The 23,623-nt window shown below is 72.0% G+C and carries 25 protein-coding genes and 1 pseudogene; 16 read left to right on the top strand and 10 right to left on the bottom strand.

Going from position 1 to position 23,623, the window contains the following annotated elements; all coding sequences use genetic code 11:
* Positions 1-10 precede the first annotated feature (10 nt).
* Together POF73_RS09655 and POF73_RS09650 are read left to right on the top strand one after the other, a co-directional pair.
* Positions 11-493, top strand: a complete 483-nt coding sequence (locus tag POF73_RS09655) for a Dps family protein (protein WP_272114130.1) — start codon at positions 11-13, stop codon at positions 491-493.
* A 37-nt stretch (positions 494-530) separates the two neighbouring features.
* Positions 531-863, top strand: coding sequence for a DUF3140 domain-containing protein (locus POF73_RS09650; RefSeq protein ID WP_272114129.1), 333 nt, complete (start codon positions 531-533; stop codon positions 861-863).
* A gap of 42 nt (positions 864-905) precedes the next feature.
* Here POF73_RS09650 and POF73_RS09645 read toward each other — a convergent pair whose 3' ends face one another.
* The 8 genes and pseudogenes from POF73_RS09645 to POF73_RS09610 all read right to left on the bottom strand — a co-directional run.
* Positions 906-1,598: an SDR family oxidoreductase gene (locus POF73_RS09645; RefSeq protein ID WP_272114128.1), complete on the bottom strand. Its 693-nt coding sequence runs from the start codon at positions 1,596-1,598 to the stop codon at positions 906-908.
* Positions 1,595-2,470, bottom strand: coding sequence for a cupin domain-containing protein (locus POF73_RS09640; RefSeq protein ID WP_272114127.1), 876 nt, complete (start codon positions 2,468-2,470; stop codon positions 1,595-1,597). The genes POF73_RS09645 and POF73_RS09640 overlap by 4 nt, the downstream gene beginning before the upstream one ends.
* Positions 2,467-3,819: an amidohydrolase family protein gene (locus POF73_RS09635; RefSeq protein WP_272114126.1), complete on the bottom strand. Its 1,353-nt coding sequence runs from the start codon at positions 3,817-3,819 to the stop codon at positions 2,467-2,469. Before POF73_RS09635 ends, POF73_RS09640 begins: the two co-directional genes overlap by 4 nt.
* A gap of 22 nt (positions 3,820-3,841) precedes the next feature.
* Complete coding sequence (locus tag POF73_RS09630) at positions 3,842-4,822, bottom strand: alpha-ketoacid dehydrogenase subunit beta (RefSeq protein ID WP_272114125.1); 981 nt, start codon at positions 4,820-4,822, stop codon at positions 3,842-3,844.
* On the bottom strand, positions 4,810-5,787 hold the full coding sequence (locus POF73_RS09625; RefSeq protein ID WP_272114124.1) for a thiamine pyrophosphate-dependent dehydrogenase E1 component subunit alpha: 978 nt from the start codon (positions 5,785-5,787) through the stop codon (positions 4,810-4,812). Before POF73_RS09625 ends, POF73_RS09630 begins: the two co-directional genes overlap by 13 nt.
* On the bottom strand, positions 5,787-7,124 hold the full coding sequence (locus POF73_RS09620; RefSeq protein ID WP_272114123.1) for a M24 family metallopeptidase: 1,338 nt from the start codon (positions 7,122-7,124) through the stop codon (positions 5,787-5,789). The genes POF73_RS09625 and POF73_RS09620 overlap by 1 nt, the downstream gene beginning before the upstream one ends.
* Before the next feature lie 45 nt (positions 7,125-7,169).
* The gene (locus POF73_RS09615) at positions 7,170-7,823 is read right to left on the bottom strand and encodes a helix-turn-helix domain-containing protein (protein WP_272114122.1); all 654 of its coding nucleotides are present in this window, start codon (positions 7,821-7,823) and stop codon (positions 7,170-7,172) included.
* A gap of 105 nt (positions 7,824-7,928) precedes the next feature.
* Positions 7,929-8,399 (bottom strand): annotated as a pseudogene (locus POF73_RS09610) (sensor histidine kinase); the annotation flags it as partial.
* Between the two features lie 482 nt (positions 8,400-8,881).
* On the opposite strand from POF73_RS09610, the gene POF73_RS09605 reads away from it, so the two are divergent.
* The 5 genes from POF73_RS09605 to POF73_RS09585 all read left to right on the top strand — a co-directional run bounded on the left by POF73_RS09605 (position 8,882) and on the right by POF73_RS09585 (position 13,954).
* Positions 8,882-9,706 (top strand): hypothetical protein, encoded by an 825-nt coding sequence (locus tag POF73_RS09605; protein WP_272114121.1) that lies wholly within the window; start codon positions 8,882-8,884, stop codon positions 9,704-9,706.
* Between the two features lie 240 nt (positions 9,707-9,946).
* On the top strand, positions 9,947-10,756 hold the full coding sequence (locus POF73_RS09600) for an SAM-dependent methyltransferase (RefSeq protein ID WP_272114120.1): 810 nt from the start codon (positions 9,947-9,949) through the stop codon (positions 10,754-10,756).
* Positions 10,757-10,821: 65 nt separating this feature from the next.
* Positions 10,822-12,225 carry a glutamine synthetase family protein gene (locus tag POF73_RS09595; protein WP_272114119.1) on the top strand — a complete coding sequence of 468 codons (1,404 nt, stop codon included), beginning with the start codon at positions 10,822-10,824 and terminating at the stop codon, positions 12,223-12,225.
* Position 12,226: 1 nt separating this feature from the next.
* Positions 12,227-13,384, top strand: coding sequence for an amidohydrolase family protein (locus POF73_RS09590; RefSeq protein ID WP_272114118.1), 1,158 nt, complete (start codon positions 12,227-12,229; stop codon positions 13,382-13,384).
* Positions 13,385-13,426: 42 nt separating this feature from the next.
* A complete protein-coding gene (locus POF73_RS09585; RefSeq protein WP_272114117.1) occupies positions 13,427-13,954 on the top strand; it encodes an NUDIX hydrolase family protein in 528 nt (175 codons plus the stop codon).
* 63 nt (positions 13,955-14,017) lie between these two features.
* Here the strand turns inward: POF73_RS09585 and POF73_RS09580 are convergent, their stop codons facing one another.
* The gene (locus tag POF73_RS09580; protein ID WP_272114116.1) at positions 14,018-14,623 is read right to left on the bottom strand and encodes a TetR/AcrR family transcriptional regulator; all 606 of its coding nucleotides are present in this window, start codon (positions 14,621-14,623) and stop codon (positions 14,018-14,020) included.
* A 116-nt stretch (positions 14,624-14,739) separates the two neighbouring features.
* Between POF73_RS09580 and POF73_RS09575 the strand changes: the two genes are divergently transcribed.
* The 4 genes from POF73_RS09575 (at position 14,740) to POF73_RS09560 (ending at position 18,979) form a co-directional block, all read left to right on the top strand.
* On the top strand, positions 14,740-15,171 hold the full coding sequence (locus POF73_RS09575; RefSeq protein WP_272114115.1) for a tautomerase family protein: 432 nt from the start codon (positions 14,740-14,742) through the stop codon (positions 15,169-15,171).
* The gene (locus POF73_RS09570) at positions 15,164-16,201 is read left to right on the top strand and encodes a zinc-dependent alcohol dehydrogenase (protein WP_272114114.1); all 1,038 of its coding nucleotides are present in this window, start codon (positions 15,164-15,166) and stop codon (positions 16,199-16,201) included. Before POF73_RS09575 ends, POF73_RS09570 begins: the two co-directional genes overlap by 8 nt.
* 228 nt (positions 16,202-16,429) lie before the next feature.
* Positions 16,430-17,110, top strand: a complete 681-nt coding sequence (locus POF73_RS09565) for a class I SAM-dependent DNA methyltransferase (RefSeq protein ID WP_272114113.1) — start codon at positions 16,430-16,432, stop codon at positions 17,108-17,110.
* 9 nt (positions 17,111-17,119) lie between these two features.
* On the top strand, positions 17,120-18,979 hold the full coding sequence (locus POF73_RS09560; RefSeq protein WP_443049468.1) for a SpoIIE family protein phosphatase: 1,860 nt from the start codon (positions 17,120-17,122) through the stop codon (positions 18,977-18,979).
* 92 nt (positions 18,980-19,071) lie between these two features.
* Here POF73_RS09560 and POF73_RS09555 read toward each other — a convergent pair whose 3' ends face one another.
* Complete coding sequence (locus POF73_RS09555) at positions 19,072-19,419, bottom strand: hypothetical protein (protein WP_272114112.1); 348 nt, start codon at positions 19,417-19,419, stop codon at positions 19,072-19,074.
* A gap of 374 nt (positions 19,420-19,793) precedes the next feature.
* On the opposite strand from POF73_RS09555, the gene POF73_RS09550 reads away from it, so the two are divergent.
* The 5 genes from POF73_RS09550 to POF73_RS09530 all read left to right on the top strand — a co-directional run bounded on the left by POF73_RS09550 (position 19,794) and on the right by POF73_RS09530 (position 23,540).
* Positions 19,794-20,621, top strand: a complete 828-nt coding sequence (locus tag POF73_RS09550; protein WP_272114111.1) for a DsbA family protein — start codon at positions 19,794-19,796, stop codon at positions 20,619-20,621.
* 35 nt (positions 20,622-20,656) lie between these two features.
* Complete coding sequence (locus POF73_RS09545) at positions 20,657-21,502, top strand: hypothetical protein (RefSeq protein ID WP_272114110.1); 846 nt, start codon at positions 20,657-20,659, stop codon at positions 21,500-21,502.
* A complete protein-coding gene (locus POF73_RS09540) occupies positions 21,439-22,170 on the top strand; it encodes a DUF1775 domain-containing protein (protein ID WP_272114109.1) in 732 nt (243 codons plus the stop codon). The genes POF73_RS09545 and POF73_RS09540 overlap by 64 nt, the downstream gene beginning before the upstream one ends.
* Before the next feature lie 377 nt (positions 22,171-22,547).
* Complete coding sequence (locus tag POF73_RS09535) at positions 22,548-22,769, top strand: CbtB domain-containing protein (protein ID WP_272114108.1); 222 nt, start codon at positions 22,548-22,550, stop codon at positions 22,767-22,769.
* A 15-nt stretch (positions 22,770-22,784) separates the two neighbouring features.
* Positions 22,785-23,540 (top strand): CbtA family protein, encoded by a 756-nt coding sequence (locus tag POF73_RS09530; protein WP_272114107.1) that lies wholly within the window; start codon positions 22,785-22,787, stop codon positions 23,538-23,540.
* Positions 23,541-23,623 lie beyond the last annotated feature (83 nt).

The following is a 23,623-nucleotide window of genomic DNA, read 5'->3' as shown; positions in this document are numbered from 1 at the left end:
GGAGCCAGGGATGACTGTCATCAAGAGCACGCTCCCCGAACCGGCTCGCCGGGTCGCCGGGGACGCCCTGCAGAGCACGCTCGTCGATCTTCTCGGACTCTCGCTGATCGGGAAGCAGGCGCACTGGAACATCGTGGGTCCACGGTTCCGCTCGATCCATCTCCAGCTCGACGAGGTGGTGTCGACGGTCCGCTCGTACGCCGACACGGTCGCGGAGCGCTCCGCGGCGCTCGGCCTGCCGCCCGACGGGCGGCCCGAGACCATCGCCGCCGCGTACACGCTGCCCGGCCCGAAGGAGGGGTGGGTGCGCGACACGGAGGTCGTCCAGATGGTCGTGGACGCCCTGACGGCGGCCATAGAGCGGCTGCGGGAGCGTATCGCGGCGACCGCGGAGCCGGATCCGGTGACGCAGGACCTGCTGATCGGCATCACCAGCGAGCTGGAGAAGCAGCGGTGGATGTTCGACGCCGAGAACTGGCCGCGCAACGACTGACAACAAGGCACACCACGACGCAGAACAGGGGCACACCGTGACCGACGCCCTCGAACTCGACGCGCTGTGGGAGGACTTCCACCGCGTGGTGAACATGACCTCGCAGGAATTGGCCGCCTGGCTGCGGGTCAGTGACGCGGACGAGGAGACCGAGCCGCTGCCGGACCAGGCCGGCCCGCCCATGGGCCAGCATGTCCTCGCGATCCTCCAGAAGCGGCGCACCGACCTCACGAACGACGACCTCCAGGTGATGTACGACGTCGTGGACACCGTCACCGCCGAGGCGGACATGGAGAACGAACCCGAACCCGAACAGACCCGCCGCCGGCACCAGCTGATGACGATCGGCCACGACCCGCTGAAGCCATGAGGCGTTCCCCGGCCGCGTTCCCCGGCGGCGGGGATCTGCCCGTCAGCCGAGCAACCACCCTCCGTCCACGGCGAGTTCGACGGCGTTGACCGACCGGTTGCGCAGCAGGAAGTCCACGGCGTCCACGACATCGGCCATCGTCGCGAGCCGCCCCGCAGGGGTCCTGGCGCGCAGGCCCGCCAGGACCTCCTCGGGCTTGCCCGCCCAGTGCGGGCTGTCGCCCACGACCCCGGGGTGGACGGCGTTGACCCGCACGGGCGCCAGCTCGACTGCAAGGGTGTTCACCAGGCCGCCCACACCGGCGTTGACGGTCGCCACCGTCGTCGCCCCCGGATACGGGCGTTCCTTGGCCTGCCCGCCGAACAGCACGATCGCGCTGTCCTCGTGCAGCCGGGGCCGCAGGGTGTGCACGACCTCGGTGTAGCCGACGAGTTTGAGCGTGACGAGACGCAGGGCGGCGTCGATGTCGTACTCGGTGACCCGGTTCTCGTCGCGCGAGACACCGGCGATCACCAGATGGTCCACGCGCCCGACGCCGGCCAGCGCGGCCGCGATCCCACGCGGCTGCGAGAGGTCCAGGGCGAGGCCCTGACGGGCGCCGACCTCCTTCGCCACCACGGCGGCGCGATCCGCGTCCCGCCCGGTGAGGACCACCTCGTCGCCCCGCCCCGCACGCAAGCGGGCGAACTCGCGGCCGATCCCGGACGTCCCGCCGACGACGACCACACTGCTCATGGCTCCAGGGCCTCCCTCAGATACTCCCAGTCCCGAGTGAACCGGTACGAGTGCCGCGGCGGCGGCTGCGGCGCCTGCGTCTCCAGCCAACGCAGCGGCCCCTCACCCGCGTTGGCGAACCCGTGCACACAACCGGCGCCCGCCCAGGCGACGTCACCGGGCCCGAGCCGGTACCGCTCGCCGTCGAAGGTGGCGTCGGCCTCGCCTTCGAGGAACAGGTACGTCTCCTCGAAGGGATGGTCGTGCGTGCCCGCGATGCCGTCGGGGGCGTACTGCACCATGAACATGGTCGAGGCGACCGCTCCGAGGTCGCTGTCGACCATCATCTTCACGGTGATCCCGCTGTACACGAGCAGCGCGGTCCGCATGCTCGCCGACACCGCGAGCAGGTCCTGGGCCTGCTTCCCGGGATCCATCTGCACGGGTTCGAAGTGGCCGAAGGACCGGGTGCGCGGGTCACGGACGTCGAGGCGGACGGGGTCGCGCTCAGGCAGCGCGGGTACGGCTTGGGTGTCGTACCCGTAGCGGGCCCGCGGTACCGGGGCGAGCATGTCGGCCCAGCGCCCGCCCGTGTCCCCGGCGCCGCGCCAGGCATGCGGGACGCCCGTGGGGAGGAGACCGTAGTCGCCCTCTTCGAGAAGGTACGACCCTTCGGGCACATCGAGGATCACGGCCCCGTAGAGCACATGGAAGCTCTCCTCGTACGAATGCACATGGGCGGCCACGCGGCCGTCGGGCCGTATCGCGCACACCCCGAAGCCGGTGTGCACACTGCCGTCGCGTTCACCCACCAGCTCCCGCCGCCGGTACCCGAGTTCGTCGTACGGCGGTTCCGGGACGCCGGCGGCTCTGCGCACCAGGTGTCGGGTCATGCGGCGCCCTTCTCCTCCTTCGCGGCCAGGAGCCGGTCGCGGGACTCCGAGACCAGTCGCCGGGCGCGGGCGACGTCGGCCACCAGCCTGCCGTCGCGCTTGTGGATCACACCGTCGACGATGACGGTGTCGACGTTGGAGACGTCGGCCGACAGCGTCACCGCGGCGGCCGCGTCGTGCACCGGGGCGACGTTCAGGGCGGTCGCGTCGATCGCGACGACGTCGGCGCGCTTGCCGGGGGTCAGGGAGCCGGTGCGGCTCTCCAGGCCGGCGACGTGGGCGCCGTTGAGGGTCGCGATCTCCAGCATCTGACGTGCCGTCAACATCGTTTCCGGCACGGGCAGATTGGCCTTCCAGCAGTCGGCGTTGACGCGGGCCCGCTCGGCGCCGAAGGCCGCGCGGATCTGGGTGAACATGTCGCCGGGCACCGTGGTGACGACGTCGATGCTGAGCGAGGGCCGCAGTCCGTACTCGATGGCCTTCATCACGGGCGGCCAGCCGTGCCCCATCTGCACCTCGACCTGCGGCGCGATCGACACGGTGCCGCCGCTGTCGGCGACCATCTGCCACTCGTCCTCGTGGAAGTAGCAGCAGTGGACGTAGGTGGTGTCGGCGCCGAGGAGCCCCAGGTCGTTCAGTTGCCTGACCATGCCGAAGCGGCCCGCCAGCCGGCCCATCGCCACGTGCACGGTGATCGGGAGGTCCAGCTCGCGGGCGAGCGCCCACTCGGCGGTGACGACGTCGTTGACGCAGAAGCCGGGGCCGCGGGTGGCGAGGGCCATGGTGAGCAGCCCGTCGTCGGAGGAGAAGTACTTCCCGCGGATCCGCCGTACGTCGTCCCCCGGCATCGCGATCTTGCTCTCGAACCAGTACTCGGCGAGCGAGGTGTTGGCGCTGCCGTACGCGTACTGGGCGCGGATGCCGCTCTCCGCGAGGCCCTGGATCGCGGCGTCCGGGTGCTCGGGCGTGTTGTTGATGTGCGACCAGTCGACGAGCGTGGTGATACCGGCGTTCAGGCACTCAAGCGCGCCCGCGAGGTTGCCCGCGTACACGTCCTCGGGGGTGTACAGCGGGGCGAAGGTGTCGAGGATGTCGACGAAGTAGTCGTCCAGGGTGGCGTTCGGGGCGACGTTGCGGATGGGCGCCTCCCAGGTGTGACGGTGGGTGTCCACGAAGCCGGGGATCACGATGCGGCCGCTCATGTCGAGCACTTGGGCGTCGGCGCTGATCTCCGGCTGTACCGCCGCGATCCTCCCGTCCTCGATGAGGACGTCTCCCTGGGGCAGGTCCCCGATGCCGGGGTCCATCGACAACACGTGACCGCCGCGCAGGACTGTCCGATTGGTCATCGCCGTTCCTCCCATGGGGTGTTCAGTAGGCGGCGAGTCCGCGTACGGTCGCCACGACCTTGTCGACGGTGGGGATCACCCGCTCTTCCAGTGCGTCGGCGAACGGCAGCGGGACGCACTCCCCCGCCACCCGTCTCACCGGCGCGTCCAGCAGGCCGAACCCCTCGTCGGCGACGACCGAGACGAGCGTCGCGCCCCAGCCGCCCTGGTACGGGTTCTCCTCGACGGTGACGAGCCGCGAGGTCCGCCCGAGCGAGGTGAGCACGGTGGTGACGTCCAGCGGCACCAGACAGCGCAGGTCGACGACCTCGGCCTCGACGCCCTCGCCGGACAGCTGCTCGGCGGCCTTGAGCGCGACCGGCACCATCGAGGCGAGCGCGACCAGGGTGACGTCGGCGCCCTCCCGGACGACGGCGGCGCGGCCCAGCTCGACGACATGGTCCGCCGGCGGGGGCGCGCCCTTGGAAGCGAGGAGCCCCTTGTGCTCGAAGAAGACGACGGGGTCGTCGCTGCGGACGGCCGCCGCCATCATGCCGATCACGTCGGCGGGGGTCGCCGGTGCCGCGATCTTCAGGCCAGGCACGGTCAGCGCCCAGTTCTCGGTGGCCTGGGAGTGCTGGGCGCCGAAGCCGAGCCCGCCGCCGTTGGCGGTGCGCACCACGAGCGGGACGGTGACCTGACCGCCCGTCATGTACCGGACCTTCGGTATCTCGTTGGCGAGGTAGTCCCAGCAGCAGGCCAGGAAGTCGGAGAACATGATCTCGGCGACGGGCCGCATCCCGGTCATCGCGGCGCCCATGGCGGCCCCCACGATGGCCTGTTCGGAGATGGGCGTGTCCCACACCCGCTCGGGCCCGAACTCCTTGAACAGGCCGACGGTCGTCTTGAACACCCCGCCCGCCTCGCCGATGTCCTCGCCGAGGCACACGACGGAGGGATCGCGCCGCATCTCCCGCGCGATGCCCTCGGCGACCGCGTCCCGGTAGCTGATCAGGTCCGCCACGCCGCACCTCCGTCGGCCCATACGTCGGTCAGCGCCTGGTCCGGATCGGGCGGCGGGGCGGCCTTCGCGGCCTCAACCGCCTGCTGTACGACGGCCGTTGCACGCTCGTCGGCCTCGGTGACGGTCTCCGGCGGCACGCCCAGTTCGAGGAGCCGCCCGCGCGCCAGGTCCAGCGGGTCGTGCTTCAGCCACCGTTCGACCTCCTCGGCCGGGCGGTAGGTCGCCGGGTCTGCGCGGCTGTGCCCGTAGTGCCGGTAGGTCTGTGCCTCCAGCAGTGCGGGCCCGTCTCCTGCCCGGGCCCGCGCCGCGAGCCGGGCCACCGTCTCCTGAACGGCGACCACGTCGTTGCCGTCCACCACCTCGCCGGGGATGCCGTAGGCGGACGCCCGGTCGGCGGCGGGCCGCGCCACCGCCGTGACGTCGGCGATCGGCGTGTACTCCATATACAGGTTGTTCTCGCAGACGAACAGCACCGGCAGCTTCCATACGGCGGCCAGGTTCAGCGCCTCGTGGAAGGCGCCGATGTTGGTGGCGCCGTCGCCGAAGAAGGCGACCGCGACCTGGTCGGTGCCCCGCAGCCTGGCCGACCAGGCGGCGCCGGCCGCCATCGGGAGATGGGCGCCGACGATGGCGTAGGAGCCGAGCATGCCGGTGGAGGCCTTGGTCAGGTGCATGGAGCCGCCCTTGGCCCGGCACAGTCCCGTCGCGCGGCTCATGAGTTCGGCGAGGCACTCCTCCGGAGTGGCGCCCCGTGCCATCGCATGGTGGTGACCGCGGTAGGTGGCGAAGACGTAGTCGTCGGGGCGCAGGGCGGCGCTCGCGCCGACGGCGATGGCCTCGTGTCCGGCGGCCAGGTGGGTGGTGCCCTTGACCAGGCCCTGGAGGAACAGGTCGTGGGCGGCCTTCTCCGTGCGGCGGATGACGGCCATCTGCTCGTAGGCTGCGAGGAGTTCGGCCGGGTCCATCAGCGCGTCCCGTCACCGTACGAGGTGTTGAGGTGGGACTGCGACTCGCGGCGGGTGTTGAGCTCGCCGCCCACCGTCCAGTACTTACGGCCCGCGACCAGCAGTTCCTCGGCCGGGAACTTGGTGATGACCTCGCAGCCGTCGGCGGTGACGACCACTTCCTCCTCGATCCGGGCGGCGGACCAGCCGTCGGCGGCCGGCCAGTAGGTCTCCAGGGCGAACACCATGCCCTCTTCGAGGACTTCGGGGTGGTCGAGGGAGACCAGCCGGCTGAAGATCGGCTTCTCCCAGATGGACAGGCCGACGCCATGGCCGTACTGCAACGCGAACGCGGCCGTCTCGTCGGCGAAGCCGAACTCCTCGGCGCGCGGCCAGACCTGGACGATGTCGGCGGTCGTCGCGCCGGGCCGGACGAGGGCGATGGCCCGGTCCATGTACTCGCGGCAGCGGACGTACGCGTCACGCTGGGCGCGGGAGGCGCTGCCGACCGCGAAGGTGCGGTAGTAGCAGGTGCGGTAGCCGAGGTGGCTGTGCAGGATGTCGAAGAAGGCAGGGTCGCCGGGGCGGATCAGGCGGTCGCTGTAGACGTGCGGGTGGGGTGAACAGCGCTCGCCGGAGATGGCGTTGACGCCCTCGACGTACTCGCTGCCGAGGTCGTACAGGACCTTGCTGACCAGGCCGACGCACTCGTTCTCGCGCACGCCGGGGCGCAGGTGGCCGTACAGCTCCTCGTACGCGGCGTCGACCATCGCGCAGGCCTGGGTGAGCAGGGAGATCTCGTCCGGGGTCTTGATGCGGCGGGCCTCCAGGAAGACCTGCTGGCCGTCGACCACCTCGATGCCCTGGGCGCGCAGGGCGGTCAGGATCGGCATCTCGGCGACGTCGATGCCGAGCGGTTCGCCGGCCAGGCCGTGTTCGCGCAGCTCGGTGGCGATCTTCACGGCGACGTCCTGGGCGATGCCGGCGTCCGGGTGGAAGGCGCCGCGGAGTGTGGAGATGCCTGCGCGGGCTCCGGTGGGCGGGCCTTCCTTGCCGTCGCTGTAGTCGAGCCACGGGTTGTACAGCTGGTGGTGCCGGGCCGCCGAGCCGAAGTCCCAGACGACGGGTTCGCCGCCGCGCACCAGCAGGGCGAAGCGGATCAGTTTGTCCATCGCCCAGGTGCCGATGTGCGTGGCGGTCATGTAGCGGATGTTGGCGAAGTCGAAGCTGAGCACCGCGCCCAGCTCGGAACGGTTCAGGGTCTCGTTGAGGCGGGCCAGCCGCTGTCTGCGCAGCCGGTCCAGGTCGACGCGCTCTTCCCAGTCGACGGCGTTGGGTCCGAATGTGCGGATCGCCATGGCGACCACCCCCACCTCGGAGTGAACGACCGCGTGCCGCGAGTGTCAAGTGTCACTGAACACGCACCAGACGCCCACGGCCGGTACAGCACCATCATTGCGGTAGCGGTGCGGGGTCGTCGACTCGAAGCAGACCGCGTCGCCGGGGCGCAGCGTGTACTCCTCGAAACCGAGGGTGAGGATCAGCTCGCCCGAGGTCAGGTAGCCGTACTCGGTGCCGGTGTGCCGCATGAGGCCGCCCGAGCTGGAGGAGGCGCCGCCGGGCCGGTAGGTCACCAGCAGGAAGTCGACGTCCGTGCCGGGAACATGGCCGAGACGCTCCCACACGACGCCCGAGTCCAGTTCCAGCACCTCACGCTCTCCCGGTGTGACCAGCGGGCCTATGCGGCGTTCCGGGTCGGCGGCGAAGGCGGCCAGGGCGTACAGGACCGTGCCGGGGGCGGCCGCCACGGGGGCCGCCGCCACAGGGGGCGCGGCACTGACGTCGCCCGAGTCGAAGAGCGACTCGACGGAGATGCCGAGGGCCGTCGTGATCGCGTAGAGAGTGCTGACCGAGGGCTGGCTCTTGCCGTTCTCCACCTGGGAGATGAGGCTCGCCGACACGCCGATCTCACGGGCGAGCGCCCGCAGGCTCGTCCCACGGCGCAGACGCGCCTGCCGGATGCGCTCACCGACGGGCGGGACGGAGGCGGGAGGCATGGGCGGCTCCTCTCGGGGGTGCCGGTGCCGCGAGAACGGGCATCGTTCGCTCTCATTGAACAGCGAGGGGGGATCGAACGGGATCGGTACCGAGAATCGCCGAGGTCAGCCCTTCCGCGCCGGGAACTCCGCCCGCACCTCCCAGCCCACGCCGCCCCGTGGCCCGGCGTGCAGTTCGCCGCCCAGCGCGGTGACCCGTTCCTTCAGGCCGACGAGGCCGAAACCGCCGCCGTGGGCGGCCGCCGGGAGCTGGGTGCCGCCCTGGCCGTCGTCCGCCACCGACACCTGGAGGCGGCCGTCGCCGTCCCGCAGACGGACCTCCACGTGCTTGGCGTCGGCCGCGTGGCGGCGGATGTTGGTCAGCGCCTCCTGGACGACGCGGAACGCCGCGGCCTGCACCTCGTGGGGCAGGTCGTCGGAGACGGCGGTCTCGCGGCGCAGGGTGACCTGCTGTATCGGGGTCGCGAACCGGTCCGCGAGATCGGCGATGCCCGCCAGGTCGCCCACCGGGCGGCGGTCGGCCTCGTCCCCGGTGTCGCGCAGCACGCCGACGGTACGGCGCATCGAGGCGAGGGGTCGAGATCGCGGCCTGGGCCTGGCAGAACGGGCACACGCAGCCCGGCGGGTGACACACCAGTACCTTCGGCGGACGGGCGCCGACGCTGTCGGCGGTGGGGCAGCGGCACTGTCGACGCTCGGACGGCGGCACTCCCGGCAAGTGGGCGCCGATGTTGTCGGCCGGTGTGCAGCGGCGCTTCCAGCGGGTGGGCTGCGGCACCGTCGACCGATGGACAGCGGCACACTCGGCGAGTCGGCACCGTCGGCCCATGGACAGCGGCACACCCTGCGAGTCGGCACCGGCACCGTCGCCCCATGGACAGAGCCACACCCAGCGAGTCGGCACCGGCACCGTCGACCCATGGACAGCGGCACACCTGGCTGGTGGGCTTCGACACCGTCCGCGGTGTCGCTCACTCGAACGGTCCGGCGCCGCTGGTGGGCCGTCAGTTCCGGTGGTGCGCTGGGAAGACGCGTCACGTTCCCAGGAGGCACTCCCGATGACCCGTCGTCCGACCCGGCTCACCCGCGTTCTCTCCTCGGCCCTGGCGGCAGCCACCCTGCTGGCCAGCGCCGCCTGCTCGGACGACGGCGGCCAGGACGGCGCACGCGCCTCGGGCGTCACGGCCTCACCGGCTGCCCGAAAACAGCCGGCCAGCTCCCCCTCCCCCACCCTCTCCGAGTCCGGGGCACGGGCCGCGCTGATCACCGAGGCGGACATCGAGGACGACTGGACCCAGGTGAAGGACTCCGAGGCCGCCGACTGGCACGAGAGCCTCCTCATCGGCGACGTCGACGTCGCCGACTTCCTCACCGCGAAGTCGGACGCCTCCGACTGCCAGAAGCTGCTCGACAACCTCTACGACAACGACCTGCTGGGCAAGCCGTCCGGAACGTCCGCACTGCGCGGCTTCGAGGAGGGCAACTCCCGGCTGCTGTACCAGGTCGCCGCCTACGACCGGTCGGACCTGGACTCCGCGCTGGCCTGGCTGAAGACCCTGCCGGACGAGTGCGACCAGTTCACCGCCACCGAGGACGGCCAGAAGCGCACGGTCCAGGTGATCGAGACCGATCTGCCCCATGTGGGCGACGACCGCCAGGGCCTGCGGGTGACCGTGCAGGGCAAGGTGGACGGCGACCAGACCACGCTCACCCAGGACGTCGGCGTCGTCCGCGTCGGCAGCGACGCGATCACCGTCACGGCGGGCGGACTCGACGGCGGCGAGGAGGACTCCGTCGACCAGGCGGTGAAGCTCGGCACACAGCGCCTGAAGGACGTCCTCGCCGGGAAGACGCCCGCCGCGAGCCCCAGCGAGATCGAGTAGCACGACGCACGGCGCTCCCCCCCCCATCCACTCCCCCATCCACTCCCCCATCTACTTCCCCGTCTCCTCCCCTCGCCGCGCCACCGCCGCCCTCGCCCGCTCCACCCCGCAGGAACTCGCAGAACCTCGCACGCCAACCGCCGTACCGGCTCTGCCGATTCCCGGGACAACGTGATCAACTGAACGGCACAATGGCGGCGATGGCCGGTTTCGGTCGTGCGTGCGAGGAGAGGACGAGACGTGAGTGATGGCCACACCCCGTCGGGCGGGTCGGCGAAGCTGAACACCGGTGTGGCGCACAACGCGCGGGTGTGGAACTACTGGATCGGCGGCAAGGACAACTACGAGGTCGACCAGCAGGTCGGCGAGCATGTCGCCGGGATGTTCCCGATCATCCGCGACATTGCCCGCGCGGACCGCGCGTTCCTCGGCCGGGCCGTGCGCTTCGTGGCCGAGGAGCACGGCATACGGCAGTTCCTGGACATCGGCACCGGGCTGCCGACGGCGGAGAACACCCACGAGATCGCCCAGCGCGTCGCGCCCGACTCGCGGATCGTGTATGTCGACAACGACCCGATCGTCCTCGTGCACGCCCGCACGCTGCTGACCGGCACCCACGAGGGCGTCACCGCCTACATCGACGCCGATGTGCACGACCCGGACGCCATCGTCGAACGCGCGGCGCAGACCCTGGACTTCAGCAAGCCGGTCGCGGTGATGATGCTGGGCATCCTCAACTTCGTCCTGGACTACGACAAGGCCCGCGGAATCGTGGACCGCGTCCTGGCCGCCGTCCCCTCCGGCAGCCTCCTGGTGCTGACGCACCCGACGTTCGACTCCGAGCTCGGCGGCGAGGGCCAGATCCCGGCGATGGAGTTCTGGAACGAGAACGCCACGCCGCCGATCACCGCCCGCAGCGGCACGGACATCGCCGCCTTCTTCGACGGGCTGGAGCTGCTGGAGCCGGGCATGGTGTCCTGCTCGCAGTGGCACGCCTCCGACTCTCCCGCCCCGGTACCGCAGTACGGCGCGGTGGCCGTGAAACCCTGACGCCAGCAGGGAACGCACGAACCGGCACCGACCGGCCGAGCTCGTCCAGGACACCGGGAGACCGTATGACCACCCTTGCCGACCCCGTCCCGGGAGGGCGTCCCGGTGACATCGAGCGGGCCACCGCACTGAGCGGGGAACTGTCCGGCCGGGGCGTGCACGGGATCGTGCTGGCCTACGTCGACACGGCGGGGGTCGGCCGGGTGAAGACGATCCCGACGGCGAAGCTCGCCTCGGCGGCGGCCTGGGGCGTCGGGATGTCGCCGGTGTTCGACACGTTCCTCGCGAACGACTCCATCGTCACCACCGACGTCCTCGGCTCCCCGGACGGCGATCTGCGCCTCTACCCCGATCTCGACCAACTGGTGGAGCTGGCCGGGCAGCCCGGCTGGGCGTGGGCGCCGGTCGACCGGATCACCCAGGAGGGCGAGCGGCATCCCGCGTGCAGCCGTACCTTCCTGCGGCGCATGCTGCGGGAAGCCACCGAGCGGCACGGCATCACCTTCAGGGCGAGTATCGAGATCGAGTGGGCCGTCGCCCAACCGCCCGGCGCCGACGGCGAGTTCGTGCCCGCGGTCACCGGTCCGGCGTACGGGGCGACCCGCCAGGTCGAGCTGAGCGACTGCACGGCGGAACTGCTGGCGGCGCTCGCGCGGCAGGGCGTGGAGGTCGACCAGCTGCATCCCGAGTACGCGGCCGGGCAGTTCGAGCTGTCGGTGGCCGCGCTGGACCCGGTGGCGGCGGCCGACCGCAGTGTGCTGGTCCGGCAGACGATCCGGGCGGTGGCCCGGCGCCACGGCCTCGCGGTGTCGTTCGCCCCCGCGGTCTTCGGGAAGGGTGTCGGCAACGGCGGCCATGTCCACCTCTCGGCCTGGCACGACGCGGCCAACCTGCACGCGGGCGGTGACCGCCGCCACGGTATGCGGCCCGACGCCGAGTCCTTCGCGGCGGGTGTGCTCACCCGCCTGCGCGCCCTCACCGCGGTGACCGCGCCGAGCCCGGCCAGCTATCTGCGGCTCAAACCCTCGCAGTGGGCCGGGGTGTTCACCGCCTGGGGCCGGGAGACTCGGGAGGCGGGGCTGCGCGTCGTCACCGGCACCGCGGGCCACCGCGACCAGACGGCCAACCTGGAGATCAAGCCGGTGGACCTGGCCGCCAACCCGTATCTCGCCCTCGGCTGCCTCATCGCGGCGGGGCTGGACGGTGTGGCGTCGCACGCACGACTCCCGGAGGAGATCACCGGCGATCCGGCGAGTCTGGGTGCGGAGGAGGCCGCCGCCCGGGGTGTCCGCAGGCTGCCGGCCTCGCTGGGCGAGGCCGTCGAGGAGTTCCGTACGGACGAGGTGCTGCGGGCCGCGCTCGGCCCGGTGCTCGCCGATGCCGTGATCGCCGTACGCGAAGGCGAGGTCGATGCCGTCGCCGGGCTGGACGACGACCAAGTGGCGGCGGCGTACCGGTGGAAGTACTGACATGGGCGCAACCGGGCCGGTCCACGAGGCGCTGGCGGCGCTGCCGCTGGTGGACCATCACTGCCACGGGGTCGTCACCGGCGACCTGGACCGAGGCGGCTTCGAGTCCCTGCTCACCGAGGGCGAACCCTGGCCCGGCTTCTCCCCCTTCGACACCCCGGCGGGCGTGGCCGTACGCCGCCACTGCGCACCCCTCCTGGACCTGCCGCGCCACGCCCCGGCCGACACGTATCTGGCCCGGCGTGCGGAGCTGGGCGGATCCGAGGTGAACCGCCGGTTCCTGGCCGCCGCCGGAACAGAGGCGTACTGCGTCGACACCGGGTACGCCCCGCACCGCATCACCACCCCGGACGAACTGGCCGCGAGCGCCGACGCGACCGCGTACGAAGTCGTACGCCTGGAGTCGGTCGCCGAGGCGGTGGCGGCTTCCGGGGTCGAACCGGACGCGTACCGGACCGCCTTCCGGACGGCTGCCGAGGAGGCCGTACGGCGTCCGGGCGTGGTGGCCGTGAAGTCGGTGGCCGCCTACCGCACCGGCTTCGACCTGGACCCGGCGCGCCCCTCGGACGCCCTGGTCACCGCGGCGGCCCGGCAGTGGCTGGCGGACGGCGGACGGCTGACCGACCCGGTCCTGGTACGGCACCTGCTGTGGACGGCGGTGGACCTGGGGCTCCCTCTCCAACTGCACACGGGATTCGGCGACGACGACATCCGTCTGCACCGGGTGGACCCCGCCCTCCTCACCGACTGGCTGCACCTCACCAAGGGCACGATCCCCGTGCTGCTCCTGCACTGCTGGCCGTACCAGCGCCAGGCCGCCTATCTGGCGGCCGTGTTCGAGCAGGTGTATCTCGATGTGGGCCTCACCCTGCACCACGTCGGCCCTGCCCGTTCCCGCGCGATCCTTGCGGAGGCGCTGGAGATCACCCCTTTCCGCAAGCTCCTGTACAGCTCCGACGCGTATGGTCTGGCCGAGTTCTACCGGCTCGGCGCCCTGGCATTCCGCCGGGGCCTGGGCGATCTGCTCCAGGACCGGGTGGACGCCGACGAACTGAGCCTGCCGGACGCGCTGCGGATCGCGGCGTGGACGGCCGGCGACAACGCCCGCCGTCTCTACGGACTGTCCGCCGACCCCGACCCCCGTCAGCCCCGCGACTGAGCGTTCGCAATTCCCGGAAAGTATGATCAAGCAATGTCTGACATGACCGATACCACGCCCGGCTGGCTGTCCTCCGACGAGCTGGAGATGGCGCGCGCCCGGATGCCGATCCTGTATGTCGAGGCCGTACCCGTGCGGGTCGACGACAGCGGCGAGGTCACCAGCATCGGCCTGCTGCTGCGCATCGGACCGGACGGAACGGTCAGCCGGACGCTGGTCTCCGGCCGGGTGCTGCACCACGAGCGCGTGCGTGACGCCCTGCTGCGCCATCTGGAGAAGGACCTCGGTCCGGTGGCGCTCCCGCGCGTCCCGACCTCCCTGCAGCCGTTCACCGTCGCGGAGTACTTCCCGACGCAGGGCGTCACGCCCTACCACGACCCGCGCCAGCACGCGGTCTCCCTGGCCTACGTCGTCCCGGTCACCGGTGACTGCCGTCCCCGCCAGGACGCCCTCGACCTGGTCTGGTTCAGCCCGCAGGAGGCTCTCTCGCCGGCGGTGCAGAGCGAGATGCCGGGCGGGCACGGGGTGCTGCTGAAGCAGGCGCTGGCCCATGTGGGCTGCGTGGGCTGACCGGCACACCTGCCGCTCCCCGGGCCCCGGCGTCCCCCTCCTCAGAGCCTGTGCGGCAGGCTCTCAGGCCGGACCGCCCACCGCGCCGACGATCAGCGCTTCGAGCTGCTCGGCGACCTGGTCCAGGGGCTCCATGCTGCGCCTGGCGCGGCTCATGGCGATCGCGCCCTCGACGGAGGCCACGATCAGGGCCGCCAGCCCCGGCGCCCGCTCGGCGTCGGCGCCGTGTGTGCGCAGCGTCTCGGCGAGCAGCCGCTCCCAGTCCTGGAAGGCCTCGGCCGCGGCGGCGAGGGCCGGTGGCGTCTCGTCGGCCGGCGGTTCCTCGACGGAGACGGCCAGCACCGGGCAGCCCGCGCGGAAGTCGCTCTCCACGACGATGCCGCGCCACAGGGCCAGGAAGGCCCGCAGGCCGGCGACCGGGCCGGCGTCCAGTTGCCTGCGCAGGACGCCGGACACCGCCGCACCCGCGTACCGGACGGCCTCGGTGGCCAGCTGCTGCTTGCCCTCGGGGAAGTAGTGGTAGGTCGAGCCGAGCGGCGCCTTGGCGTGCTTGGCGACCTCGCGGATGCTGGCGGCTTTCAGGCCGCGCCTGCTGATCAGGTCGGCCGCCCCGGCCACGATGCGGTCACGTGACGGTGCCCCGGGCGCCGGCGCGCTGGATCTGGCCAAGACCGTAACTCCCCTCTGGCTATAACGCTCGTCATAGTCTAGCGTGACCTTCGCTTATAACGACTGTCATAAACGGTCTGCAGACGTGCAGACATGGCACGAGGGGAGACTTCGTCATGCCGATGATCCGGCTCACCGTCCCGGCAGGTGCGCTGACCGAGGAGGGCCGCAGGACCGTCCAGCGAGACCTGGCCGCCGTACTGCTGCGGTGGGAAGGGGCGCCCGACACGGCGTTCTTCCGCGCTCAGGCGTGGAGTTATCTCGTCGAGCTGCCGGAGGGGGCGCAGACCACCGCCGAGGACGACGCGCCCCGCTTCCTGGTCGAGGTGACGGTCCCGCAGGGCGCCGTGTCCGAGCGGCGCAAGGCCGGTCTGGTCGAGGACGCCACCAGGACCGTCCTCGACGCTGCCGGGCTGACCCGGGACGACGCCCTGCGGGTGTGGGTGCTGGTGCACGAGCAGGCCGACGGCACCTGGGGTGCGGGCGGGTCGGTCATCCGGTACGCGGACCTCGTGGCCCTGGCGAAGGGGCAGCGGGCCGATGCGTGAACTGACCTATGTGGCCCGGCACACCGTCGAGTGGCGTGAGGCGCCCGACCCGAAGCCGGCCTCGGACCAGGAGGCGATCGTGGCCCCGGTGGCCGCGACTTCCTGCGACGTCGACTCGGCGATCCTGGCCGGGCACGCCACGCGGCGGCAGCCGCATATCGAGCACAGCCTGGACCCACCCTTTCCTCTCGGCCACGAGTGCGTGGCCCGGGTCGTGGAGACCGGCGACTCCGTCACGACCGTGGCGCCGGGCGACCTGGTGGTGGTCCCGTGGTCCATCAACTGCGGTGCGTGCGACCGCTGTCGCGCCGGGCTGACCGCGCACTGCACGGCCGTACCGCACATGGCGATGTACGGCGCGCCGATCGGCGGCAGCTGGGGCGGGCTCTTCTCCGATCTGGTCCGGGTGCCGTGGGCCGGCGCCATGCTGGTGCCGCTGCCCGCCGATCTGGACCCGGTCGCCATGGCGTCGGCCAGCGACAACTGGTCGCTGTCCTGGCGTCTGGTCGCACCCCACCTCAGGCAGCGGCCGGGAGCGCGTGTCCTGGTCGTCGCCCGGGGCAGCATCGGCCTGTACGTGTGCGACATCGCCCGCGCGCTCGGTGCCTCCGAGGTGCTCTACGTCGACCCGGATCCCGCCCACCGCGAGATCGCCCGCGGCTTCGGCGCGGAGACCGCCGAGACGCTGGACCCCGTCCGGTCCGGGTTCGACATCGCCGTCGAGGCCACGGGGCGCGTCGACCAGCTCGCCCTGGCCGTCAAGTCCCTGGCCCCGGAGGGCATCTGCGAGTCCGCCGGCAACCACTTCCGGCCCGGCGAGCTGCCGCTGCTCGACATGTACCTCACCGGCGTCACCCTGCGGGTCGCCCGCGACAACGTCCGGGGCCACATCCCCGACGCCCTCGAACTGGCCCGCTCCGGCAACGTCGATCCCCGGCGGGTCGTCTCCCATGTCATCGACTGGGAGCAACTGCCCGACGCCCTGCCCGAGAAGCACCTCAAGCCCGTCTTCGTCCGTACGCACGGCTGACCGGAAACCCGATGAACGCACCACTCACCGAACGTCCGCCGGACGACCGCCGGGGAACTGGACCACGAAAGGCGAAGATCAGACAGTGCCCCCACACGGGCGCCCGCTTCAAGAGATCAGCCTGCTGATCCGGCCCGAGGACTGTCTGACGTACACGGCAGCCGACTGATCCGCACGGTCGGTGCAACTATGAAAAAATCTCATATAAAACCTCAAAGGAGGTTCGTTGTGAGCAGTCCCGGCGACCAGCCCGGCTACGGGAGCCTGCCGCTCGACCGGGGCGGCCAGGCCGAGGCCTTCGACGCCATCGGAGTCCGCTACGACGAGGCGTTTCCGCACAAGGAAGGGCAGGTGGCGTCGGCCGACTGGCTGATCAGGTCCTTGCCGGCCGGGGCCCGGGTGCTGGACCTGGGCTGCGGCACCGGGATCCCGACCGCGCTCCAGCTCGCGGAGGCGGGCCTGGAGGTCGTCGGTGTCGACCTGTCGGACGGGATGGTCGCGCTGGCCCGCAAGAACGTGCCCGCCGGGGTCTTCCACCGTACGGACATCGCCGATCTGCGGCCCGGCGGCCCGGTGGACCTCGGCCGCTTCGACGCGGTGGTGGCCTTCTTCTCCCTGCTCATGCTCCCGCGCGCCGAGATACCCCTCGCGCTGCGGACCGTCCAGCATCTGCTGGCTCCGGACGGCCTGTTCGCGCTGTCGATGGTGGAGGCCGATGTGGACGACTTCTCGATCCCGTTCATCGGCAGCACCATCCGCGTGTCCGGCTATCTGAGGGACGAGCTCCGCGAGGTCGTCGAGGCGGCGCACTTCGAGATCGTCGGGGAGACGTCGTACACATACGCCCCGTCGACCGTGGACGTCCCGCCCGAGGTGCAGATCTTCCTGCGCTGTGGCAGGCGTCCCTGACGACGCCCGATGCGGGCCCGCGCAGCCGGAAGGACAGGCGTGACGAAGGACCTCGGAGCCGATCGAGGCACCGGCGGGCAGACGGCCGGCGGTCACGGACCCGCCGCTCCGTCCGCCGAGGCGCGCGCACCGGCCGGGGAGATCCGGGCGTCGGACGCCGTCGAGCCGCAGACCGACCGGCTCCGCTACTTGGACGCGGCGACCCGGCAGATCGCCCGGGGCATGAACCTCGACGAGACACTGCGCGAACTGTGCCGGGCTGCCGTCCCGGCGTTCGCCGACATCGCGTTCGTCCATCTGTACGCCCCGCTTCCGGTGGGCGACGAGACCGCCGCCGCACCCCGGGTCCTCAAGCTGCACACCACGGACCGCGCGCCGCTGCGCCGGCCGACCGCACACCGGTCCGGACCACGCTCGCCCACCGCCGGCCCGGTCCGGGCGGCGGAAGTCGTACACCCGGCGGCCAACGGCCTGCTCACCAAGCTGCTCCGCGCCGGCCGCCCGGTGATCGCGGACACCCCGGACCTCGGCGCCGCGCTGTCCGAGCTGCTGGCGGCCGACTCCGCGTCCCGGGCCGGGGTGACCGGGCGCCGCCTGATCGTGGCTCCGCTGCACGGCCGCAACCAGGTCATGGGCAGCGTGGTCCTCATCCGCGAACCCGACCGGCCGGCGTTCACCGGGGACGATCTCCTCGTCGCCTCCCAGCTCGCCACGCACACCGCGCTCGGCATCGACAAGGCGGTGCTGTACGCCCGCGAGGCCTCCGTCGCCGACGCCCTGCAGCGCACGATGCTCCCGCAGTCGCTGCCCGAACCGGCCGGGGTCCTGCTGGCCAGCCGCTATCTGCCGTCCTCGCGGACCGCGCAGGTCGGCGGCGACTGGTACGACGCGATCCCGCTGCCCGGCAACCGCGTCGCCCTCGTCATCGGCGACGTGATGGGCCACTCCATGACCTCGGCCGCGATCATGGGGCAGCTGCGCACCATCGTGCAGACCCTGGCCGGGCTCGACCTGCCCCCGGACGAGATCCTGCACCACCTCGACGAACAGGCGGAACGCCTGGGCAGCGAGCACACGGCGACCTGTCTGTACGCCATGTACGACCCCGTACTGCACCGGCTGCTGGTGTCCAACGCGGGCCATCTGCCGCCTGTGCTGCTGCGTCCCGACGGCGGCGCCGAGGTGGTGGAGGTCCCGCCCGGGGCGCCGATCGGGGTGGGCGGCGGCGGGTTCGAGTCCACCGAGCTGCACGCACCGGCCGGGGCGACGCTGCTGCTGTACACCGACGGCCTGGTCGAGTCCCGTGAGTCGGACGTGCTGTCCGGGGTGGAGCGACTACGCGTACGACTCCAGGCAGCCGCCGCGCAAGCCACGCCCCCGGCGCTGGAGGTGCTCTGCGACCAGGCACTCGGCACGCTGGGCCCGGGAGACCGGGACGACGACGTCGCCCTCCTCGTCGCCCGCTTCCAGGGCATCCTGCCGGAGACCGTCGCGTACTGGTACATGGCCCCACGCCCCCAGACCGCACGCCAAGCCCGCCGGCTGACCCGCAGGACCCTGCACGACTGGGGCCTCGACGCCCTGGCGGAGTCCACCGAGCTCCTGGTCAGCGAGGTGGTCGCCAACGCCGTACGCTTCGCCTCCCGCCCGATCGTCCTGCGCCTCCTGTGCACCGACGTACTCCGCTGCGAGGTCGAGGACGACTCCCCGCTGGTCCCCAGAATGCGCCATGCCCGACTGAGCGACGAGGGCGGCCGGGGACTGTTCCTGGTCGACCAGCTGGCACGACGCTGGGGGGCGACGCGGGTGAGCACCGGGAAGGTGGTGTGGTTCGAGCAGCCGTTGCCGTCGGACGAGGGCCCCGGATGACGAGGACTCCGCACAAGCCGGAGGTAGGCGCAGGCGTAGGGGCAGGGGCAGGGGCAGGGGCAGGGGCAGGGGCAGGTCGCGGAGCCGTAGCGCTATCCCGGTGTGATCGTCACAGTCACCGTCCGATTCCTGGCGGCGCTCGTGTACGGCGCCTCCCGCTGGTCCGCGCTGGCCGTGGTGAACGCGGTCAGCGGCTTGTGGCCGGCGTCGCTCAGCTCGCGGGCCGCGATGAGGGCGCGCCAGAGGGAGAGGACGGAGCCACCGCTGGTCGGGGCGCCGGGGACGGTGGCCGCGTGGCCGTGGATCTCGACGCGTACCGTCCGCACGGCCAGACGCCCACCGAGGACGGCGAGACGGTCGGCGCCGGCCGGCGTCAGCTCGGCGCCCTCGGAGAAGAGGCCGTCCGTGAAGGCCACCTCCACGGAGGCGGCGTGGACCACCGGGTGCAGGCCCGGTGCCCGCAGCGCGAGGGCCAGGTCCGCCGCCGCCTCCGCTGCGCGCGCCGCCCCGCACGGTCCCGCTCCCGCGCCGGCTCAGCCCTGCGGTCGGCCTCCATCTGCCGGGCCCGTTGTTCCGTCAGCTCGGCCGGCGAGGGGCCCGGCCGCTCCGGCCCACCGTCCGTGCCGTCCGTGAGGGCGGCTGTGCCCGCCGTGAGCACGGCCACCGCACAGACCGCGGCGGCCAGGGCCGGACCGGCGCGGCGCCGAGCGAGCGCCGCCCGGGGGCCACGGCCGGCGAGCCGGTGGATCCCTGTGCGTGCTGCTGCCCGTGGCCGGGCACGTGCTGTCGCAAGGGCACACACCGCCTGCTGCCCGTGGCCGGGCACGTGCTGTCGCAAGGGCACACACCGCGCTGGGCGGTCGTGGCGACGACCGGCATCGTCGCCGTCCCTGGTGCCGCCGTCCTCAGCAGGCGACGGCTCACCGACACCCAGCTCCTCGTCGCCCTCGCGGCAGCGCAACTGGCCTACCACGCCGTCTGCTCGCTGCCCGGCGCCTGCGCCGCCGTCACCGCCCAGGGCGCCAGTCCCGGCGGACTGTCCTGGCTGGTCGAGCACGACACGGTGGCCGGCCCGCCGCCCGGCATGCCGCTCGCCGGGCACCTGGTCACCCTGCTGCTCTCGGCCCGGCTGCTCGGCATCACCGAAGGCCTGCTGTGGCAGCGCAGGCTCGTCGAGTTCCTGGACTTCGAGTGCGAGGGATGCGGCGCGTTCTACCCGGTCGTGGAGAAGCTGCGCGAGGAGTACGGCGACCGGGTCACCTTCGTCGCCCGCTGCTTCCCCATGCCCGGCCACCGCAACGGCGAACTCGCCGCCCGCACCGCCCAAGCCGCCGCCCGGCAGGGCAAGTTCGAGGAGATGTACAGCAAGCTCTTCACCACCCAGCAGGAGTGGGGGGAGGCACAGGAGTCGAAGCAGGACGTCTTGCGTGTCTACGCGAAGCAACTCGGCCTGGCCATGGCCGAGTTCGACACCGCCCTCGCCGACCTCGAAGTCGCCGAGCGTGTCCAGGACGACCAGCGCGACAGCCTCGGCCTCGGCGTCCAGGGCACCCCGACCTTCTTCGTCGACGGGGAGATGATCCGGACACCCGGCTCCTACGAGGCGTTCAGGAACCTCATCGACGCCCGGCTGGCCGACTGACCAGCACAACCGCGCCCCCGCTCCTGCCTTCCGTCGTGAACACCCCGCACTGCCTCGACGTATACGACAAGGTGGCGACCATGCCGGGTGATCGCGTGACGTCGTACGGCGGCCGGCGCGCGGGTGCGCGGCCGGGCCGTGCGGCGGCGTGCGTGCGGGCCGGGCTGTTCGCGCTCGTCGGCAGCACCCTTGCTGCGCTGGGGCACCATGCGGTCGCCGAGGGCGCTGTGCCGTGGCGGCTGGTGATCGTCTTCACGCTGGGGCAGTTCGCCCTGGTCCGGCCGGTCGCCCGCCGTCGCCTGTCCCTGCCCGCGGTCGTGACGTGCACGGTCGTCGCGCAAGCCGCCCTGCACCTGGCGCTGACCTCGGCCGGCAGCGCGCACCACCCCGACAGCGCTCACGCCGGACACACTGCCGAGGGGCACATCGCCCATCAGGCTCGCGGCGACGGGCATGCCTGGCATCACGCCTCGGCGGCCATGGCCGCCGCCCACCTGGCCGCCGCACTGGCGGCCGGCTGGCTGCTGCATCGCGCGGACGCGGCCGTGACGGCGGCGCTGGCTGCCGTCCGCACACTGCGCCGGGTCGCCGCGGTCGCCGCGACCCGGCTGGTTCCGCGACTTCGTACGGCCGAGGTCACCGCGCCGCCCATGGCGCGGCTGGTCGGCCGCTTCGAACTCCCGTCGGCGGCATGGACGTACACCCTGGAACACACGCTGGTGCGCAGGGGACCACCGGGACGCGCCCACGTCCCGCACCGTCCTCTCACCCGGGCCGCGGCTTCGGCCCGCCCGGCATCACCCGCAAGGAGTTCCCCATGCCCGCATACCACCGCGCCCTCTTCGCGCGCCGCGTCGCGATCAGCGGTGCCGCCGCGCTGACGGCCGTACTCGCCGTGGCCGGACCGGCTGCCGCTCACGCGGAGGTCGAGGCCGACACCCCGCAGGCCCTGGCCGAGAACGTCACTCTGAGCTTCGTCTCCGAGGCGGAGTCCGCCAAGGCAGGCTTCGCCGAACTGCGCGTCGTCCTGCCCGAGGGCATCGCGCCGACGGACGTCACTCTCGGAAAGTCCCCCAAGGGCTGGAAGCTGAAGGCCACCGACGACGGCTACACCCTAGGCGGCCCCGCCCTGAAGGCCGGGGTCGACGCCGAGTACTCGATCAAGGTCCGGCAGCTCCCCGACGCCAAGGAGATCGCGTTCAAGACGGTCGAGACCTACAGCGACGGCGAGGTCTCCCGCTGGATCGAACTGCCCCACGACGGTGCGGAGTCCGAACAGCCCGCTCCCTTGCTGGAGTTGAAGGCGGCGGCCCCGGGAGCCACCCCGGTCGGCGCCGACCCGACGGCGAGCGAGGAACCGAGCGCGAGCCCGTCGTCCGCCGCGCCGACCACTCCTGCAGCGACCCCGGCCAACGCCGACAAGGCAGCGGACGAGGACGACGGCTCTTCGACGGGGGCGGTCGTCGGGGGTGTCGTCGTGGCGCTGCTCGTCCTCGGCGGCAGCGCCTGGTGGCTCGTCAAACGCCGGTCGTCGGCGACCGACAGCTGAACCGTGAGTCATCCCCGGTGGGGCGGCGAGCCCACCGCCCGCCGCCCCACAGGCAGGCTCGCCGGGTGAAAGCCCACTTCGCGTCACCGGCGTACTGCGGCGCACACCGGCGCGAGACGGACAGGAATGCGCCCCCTCAGGCCGATTCACCACAGCCGGCCCACCGTAGGTGGCGTACGCCATGTTGGCTGATCCTTATCTTGCCCTTACGCTCTGGACGACAAGGACGACGGCACCACGGAAGTCCGGTGCAAACCCGGCACGGTCGCGCCACTGTGTGCCGCCCCTCCCTCGGGAGGTGGCGGTGAGTCAGACCCCATGCCGTCGTCGAGTGCAGCACACGAACCGGGACGCGTTGTTCCCGAGGAGGTCTCGCCATGGCGCAGTCCACTGCCGCCCCTGCCCCCAGCACCAAGGTCGCCGTCGCACCCCTGCCGCTCAAGGTCATAGTCCCGTGGGCGGTGTTCTTCGGCGTCCTGATGCTCGTCCTGCTGTACTTCGTCGGCGCCGAGCAGGGTGCCACCGCCGTCCTCTCGGGCGAGGAAGTCCACGAGTGGGTGCACGACGCACGCCACCTGCTCGGCTTCCCCTGCCACTGAGACGGGCGGCACACCATGAATTCCGCCATCGTGCGCGCCTTGTTGGTGCGCGGCATGCTCGCGGGCCTCGGCGCCGCGCTACCCGCCCTGATCTTCGCCTACCTGGTCGGTGAGGGACCGGTGGACGCGGCGATCGCGTTCGAGTCCGCCCACGCCGGCGGGCACGGAGAGGAGGAACTGGTCAGCCGTACGGTGCAGTCGACCGCCGGCCTGGCCACAGGCGTCCTGGTCTTCGGCGTGGCGATCGGGGGCATCGCCGCCCTCGCCTTCTGCTTCGCCCTGGGCCGTGTCGGCCGGTTCTCGGCCCGGGCCACCGCGGCCCTGACCGCGCTGGCCGCCTTCCTCCTCGTATACCTGGTGCCGATGCTGAAGTACCCGGCGAACCCGCCCGCGGTCGGCAACCCGGACACGATCGGCAAGCGCACCACACTGTTCTTCCTGATGATCGTGCTCACCGTACTGCTGGGCATCGCGGCCGTTCTGCTCGGCCGCCGGCTCGCCCCGCGGTGGGGCAACTGGAACGCCTCCGTCGCCGCCGGTGCGGCGTTCGTGGCGGCGGTGACGATCGCCGCGGTGATCCTGCCGTCCGGGGAGAACACGCCCCACGGCTTCCCCGCCAACGACCTGTGGGAGTTCCGGCTCGCGTCGATCGGCATGCAGGCGGTGCTGTGGGCGGGGTTCGGTCTGCTCTTCGGCCACCTGGCCGAGCGCGTCCTCGAACCGAGGACAGCGACAGCGACGCCGAGCCGGACGCCGACACCGGTCGCCTGACTCGCAGAGGCTCTGACGGGACCCGCCGGTGGCGCGACCGGCGGGTCTTGTCGTTTCCTGGACCTGACCGGCTCGTCTTGTCA

Origin of the sequence: Streptomyces sp. HD, assembly GCF_028369295.1 — a bacterium.
In the GTDB taxonomy this organism is placed as follows: domain Bacteria; phylum Actinomycetota; class Actinomycetes; order Streptomycetales; family Streptomycetaceae; genus Streptomyces.
Note: the sequence above shows the minus strand (reverse complement) of the source record. Positions and strands in the feature narration are given on the sequence as shown.

Coding starts and splice junctions, on each gene's coding strand:
- POF73_RS09585 (WP_272114117.1), top strand. CDS start 13,427: ATGACCGATACCACGCCCGGCTGGCTGTCCTCCGACGAGCTGGAGATG.
- POF73_RS09620 (WP_272114123.1), bottom strand. CDS start 7,124: ATGGCGATCCGCACATTCGGACCCAACGCCGTCGACTGGGAAGAGCGC.
- POF73_RS09570 (WP_272114114.1), top strand. CDS start 15,164: ATGCGTGAACTGACCTATGTGGCCCGGCACACCGTCGAGTGGCGTGAG.
- POF73_RS09590 (WP_272114118.1), top strand. CDS start 12,227: ATGGGCGCAACCGGGCCGGTCCACGAGGCGCTGGCGGCGCTGCCGCTG.
- POF73_RS09535 (WP_272114108.1), top strand. CDS start 22,548: ATGGCGCAGTCCACTGCCGCCCCTGCCCCCAGCACCAAGGTCGCCGTC.
- POF73_RS09635 (WP_272114126.1), bottom strand. CDS start 3,819: ATGACCAATCGGACAGTCCTGCGCGGCGGTCACGTGTTGTCGATGGAC.
- POF73_RS09640 (WP_272114127.1), bottom strand. CDS start 2,470: ATGACCCGACACCTGGTGCGCAGAGCCGCCGGCGTCCCGGAACCGCCG.
- POF73_RS09655 (WP_272114130.1), top strand. CDS start 11: ATGACTGTCATCAAGAGCACGCTCCCCGAACCGGCTCGCCGGGTCGCC.
- POF73_RS09645 (WP_272114128.1), bottom strand. CDS start 1,598: ATGAGCAGTGTGGTCGTCGTCGGCGGGACGTCCGGGATCGGCCGCGAG.
- POF73_RS09575 (WP_272114115.1), top strand. CDS start 14,740: ATGCCGATGATCCGGCTCACCGTCCCGGCAGGTGCGCTGACCGAGGAG.
- POF73_RS09530 (WP_272114107.1), top strand. CDS start 22,785: ATGAATTCCGCCATCGTGCGCGCCTTGTTGGTGCGCGGCATGCTCGCG.
- POF73_RS09560 (WP_443049468.1), top strand. CDS start 17,120: ATGCGGGCCCGCGCAGCCGGAAGGACAGGCGTGACGAAGGACCTCGGA.
- POF73_RS09605 (WP_272114121.1), top strand. CDS start 8,882: ATGACCCGTCGTCCGACCCGGCTCACCCGCGTTCTCTCCTCGGCCCTG.
- POF73_RS09595 (WP_272114119.1), top strand. CDS start 10,822: ATGACCACCCTTGCCGACCCCGTCCCGGGAGGGCGTCCCGGTGACATC.
- POF73_RS09625 (WP_272114124.1), bottom strand. CDS start 5,787: ATGGACCCGGCCGAACTCCTCGCAGCCTACGAGCAGATGGCCGTCATC.
- POF73_RS09615 (WP_272114122.1), bottom strand. CDS start 7,823: ATGCCTCCCGCCTCCGTCCCGCCCGTCGGTGAGCGCATCCGGCAGGCG.
- POF73_RS09540 (WP_272114109.1), top strand. CDS start 21,439: ATGCCCGCATACCACCGCGCCCTCTTCGCGCGCCGCGTCGCGATCAGC.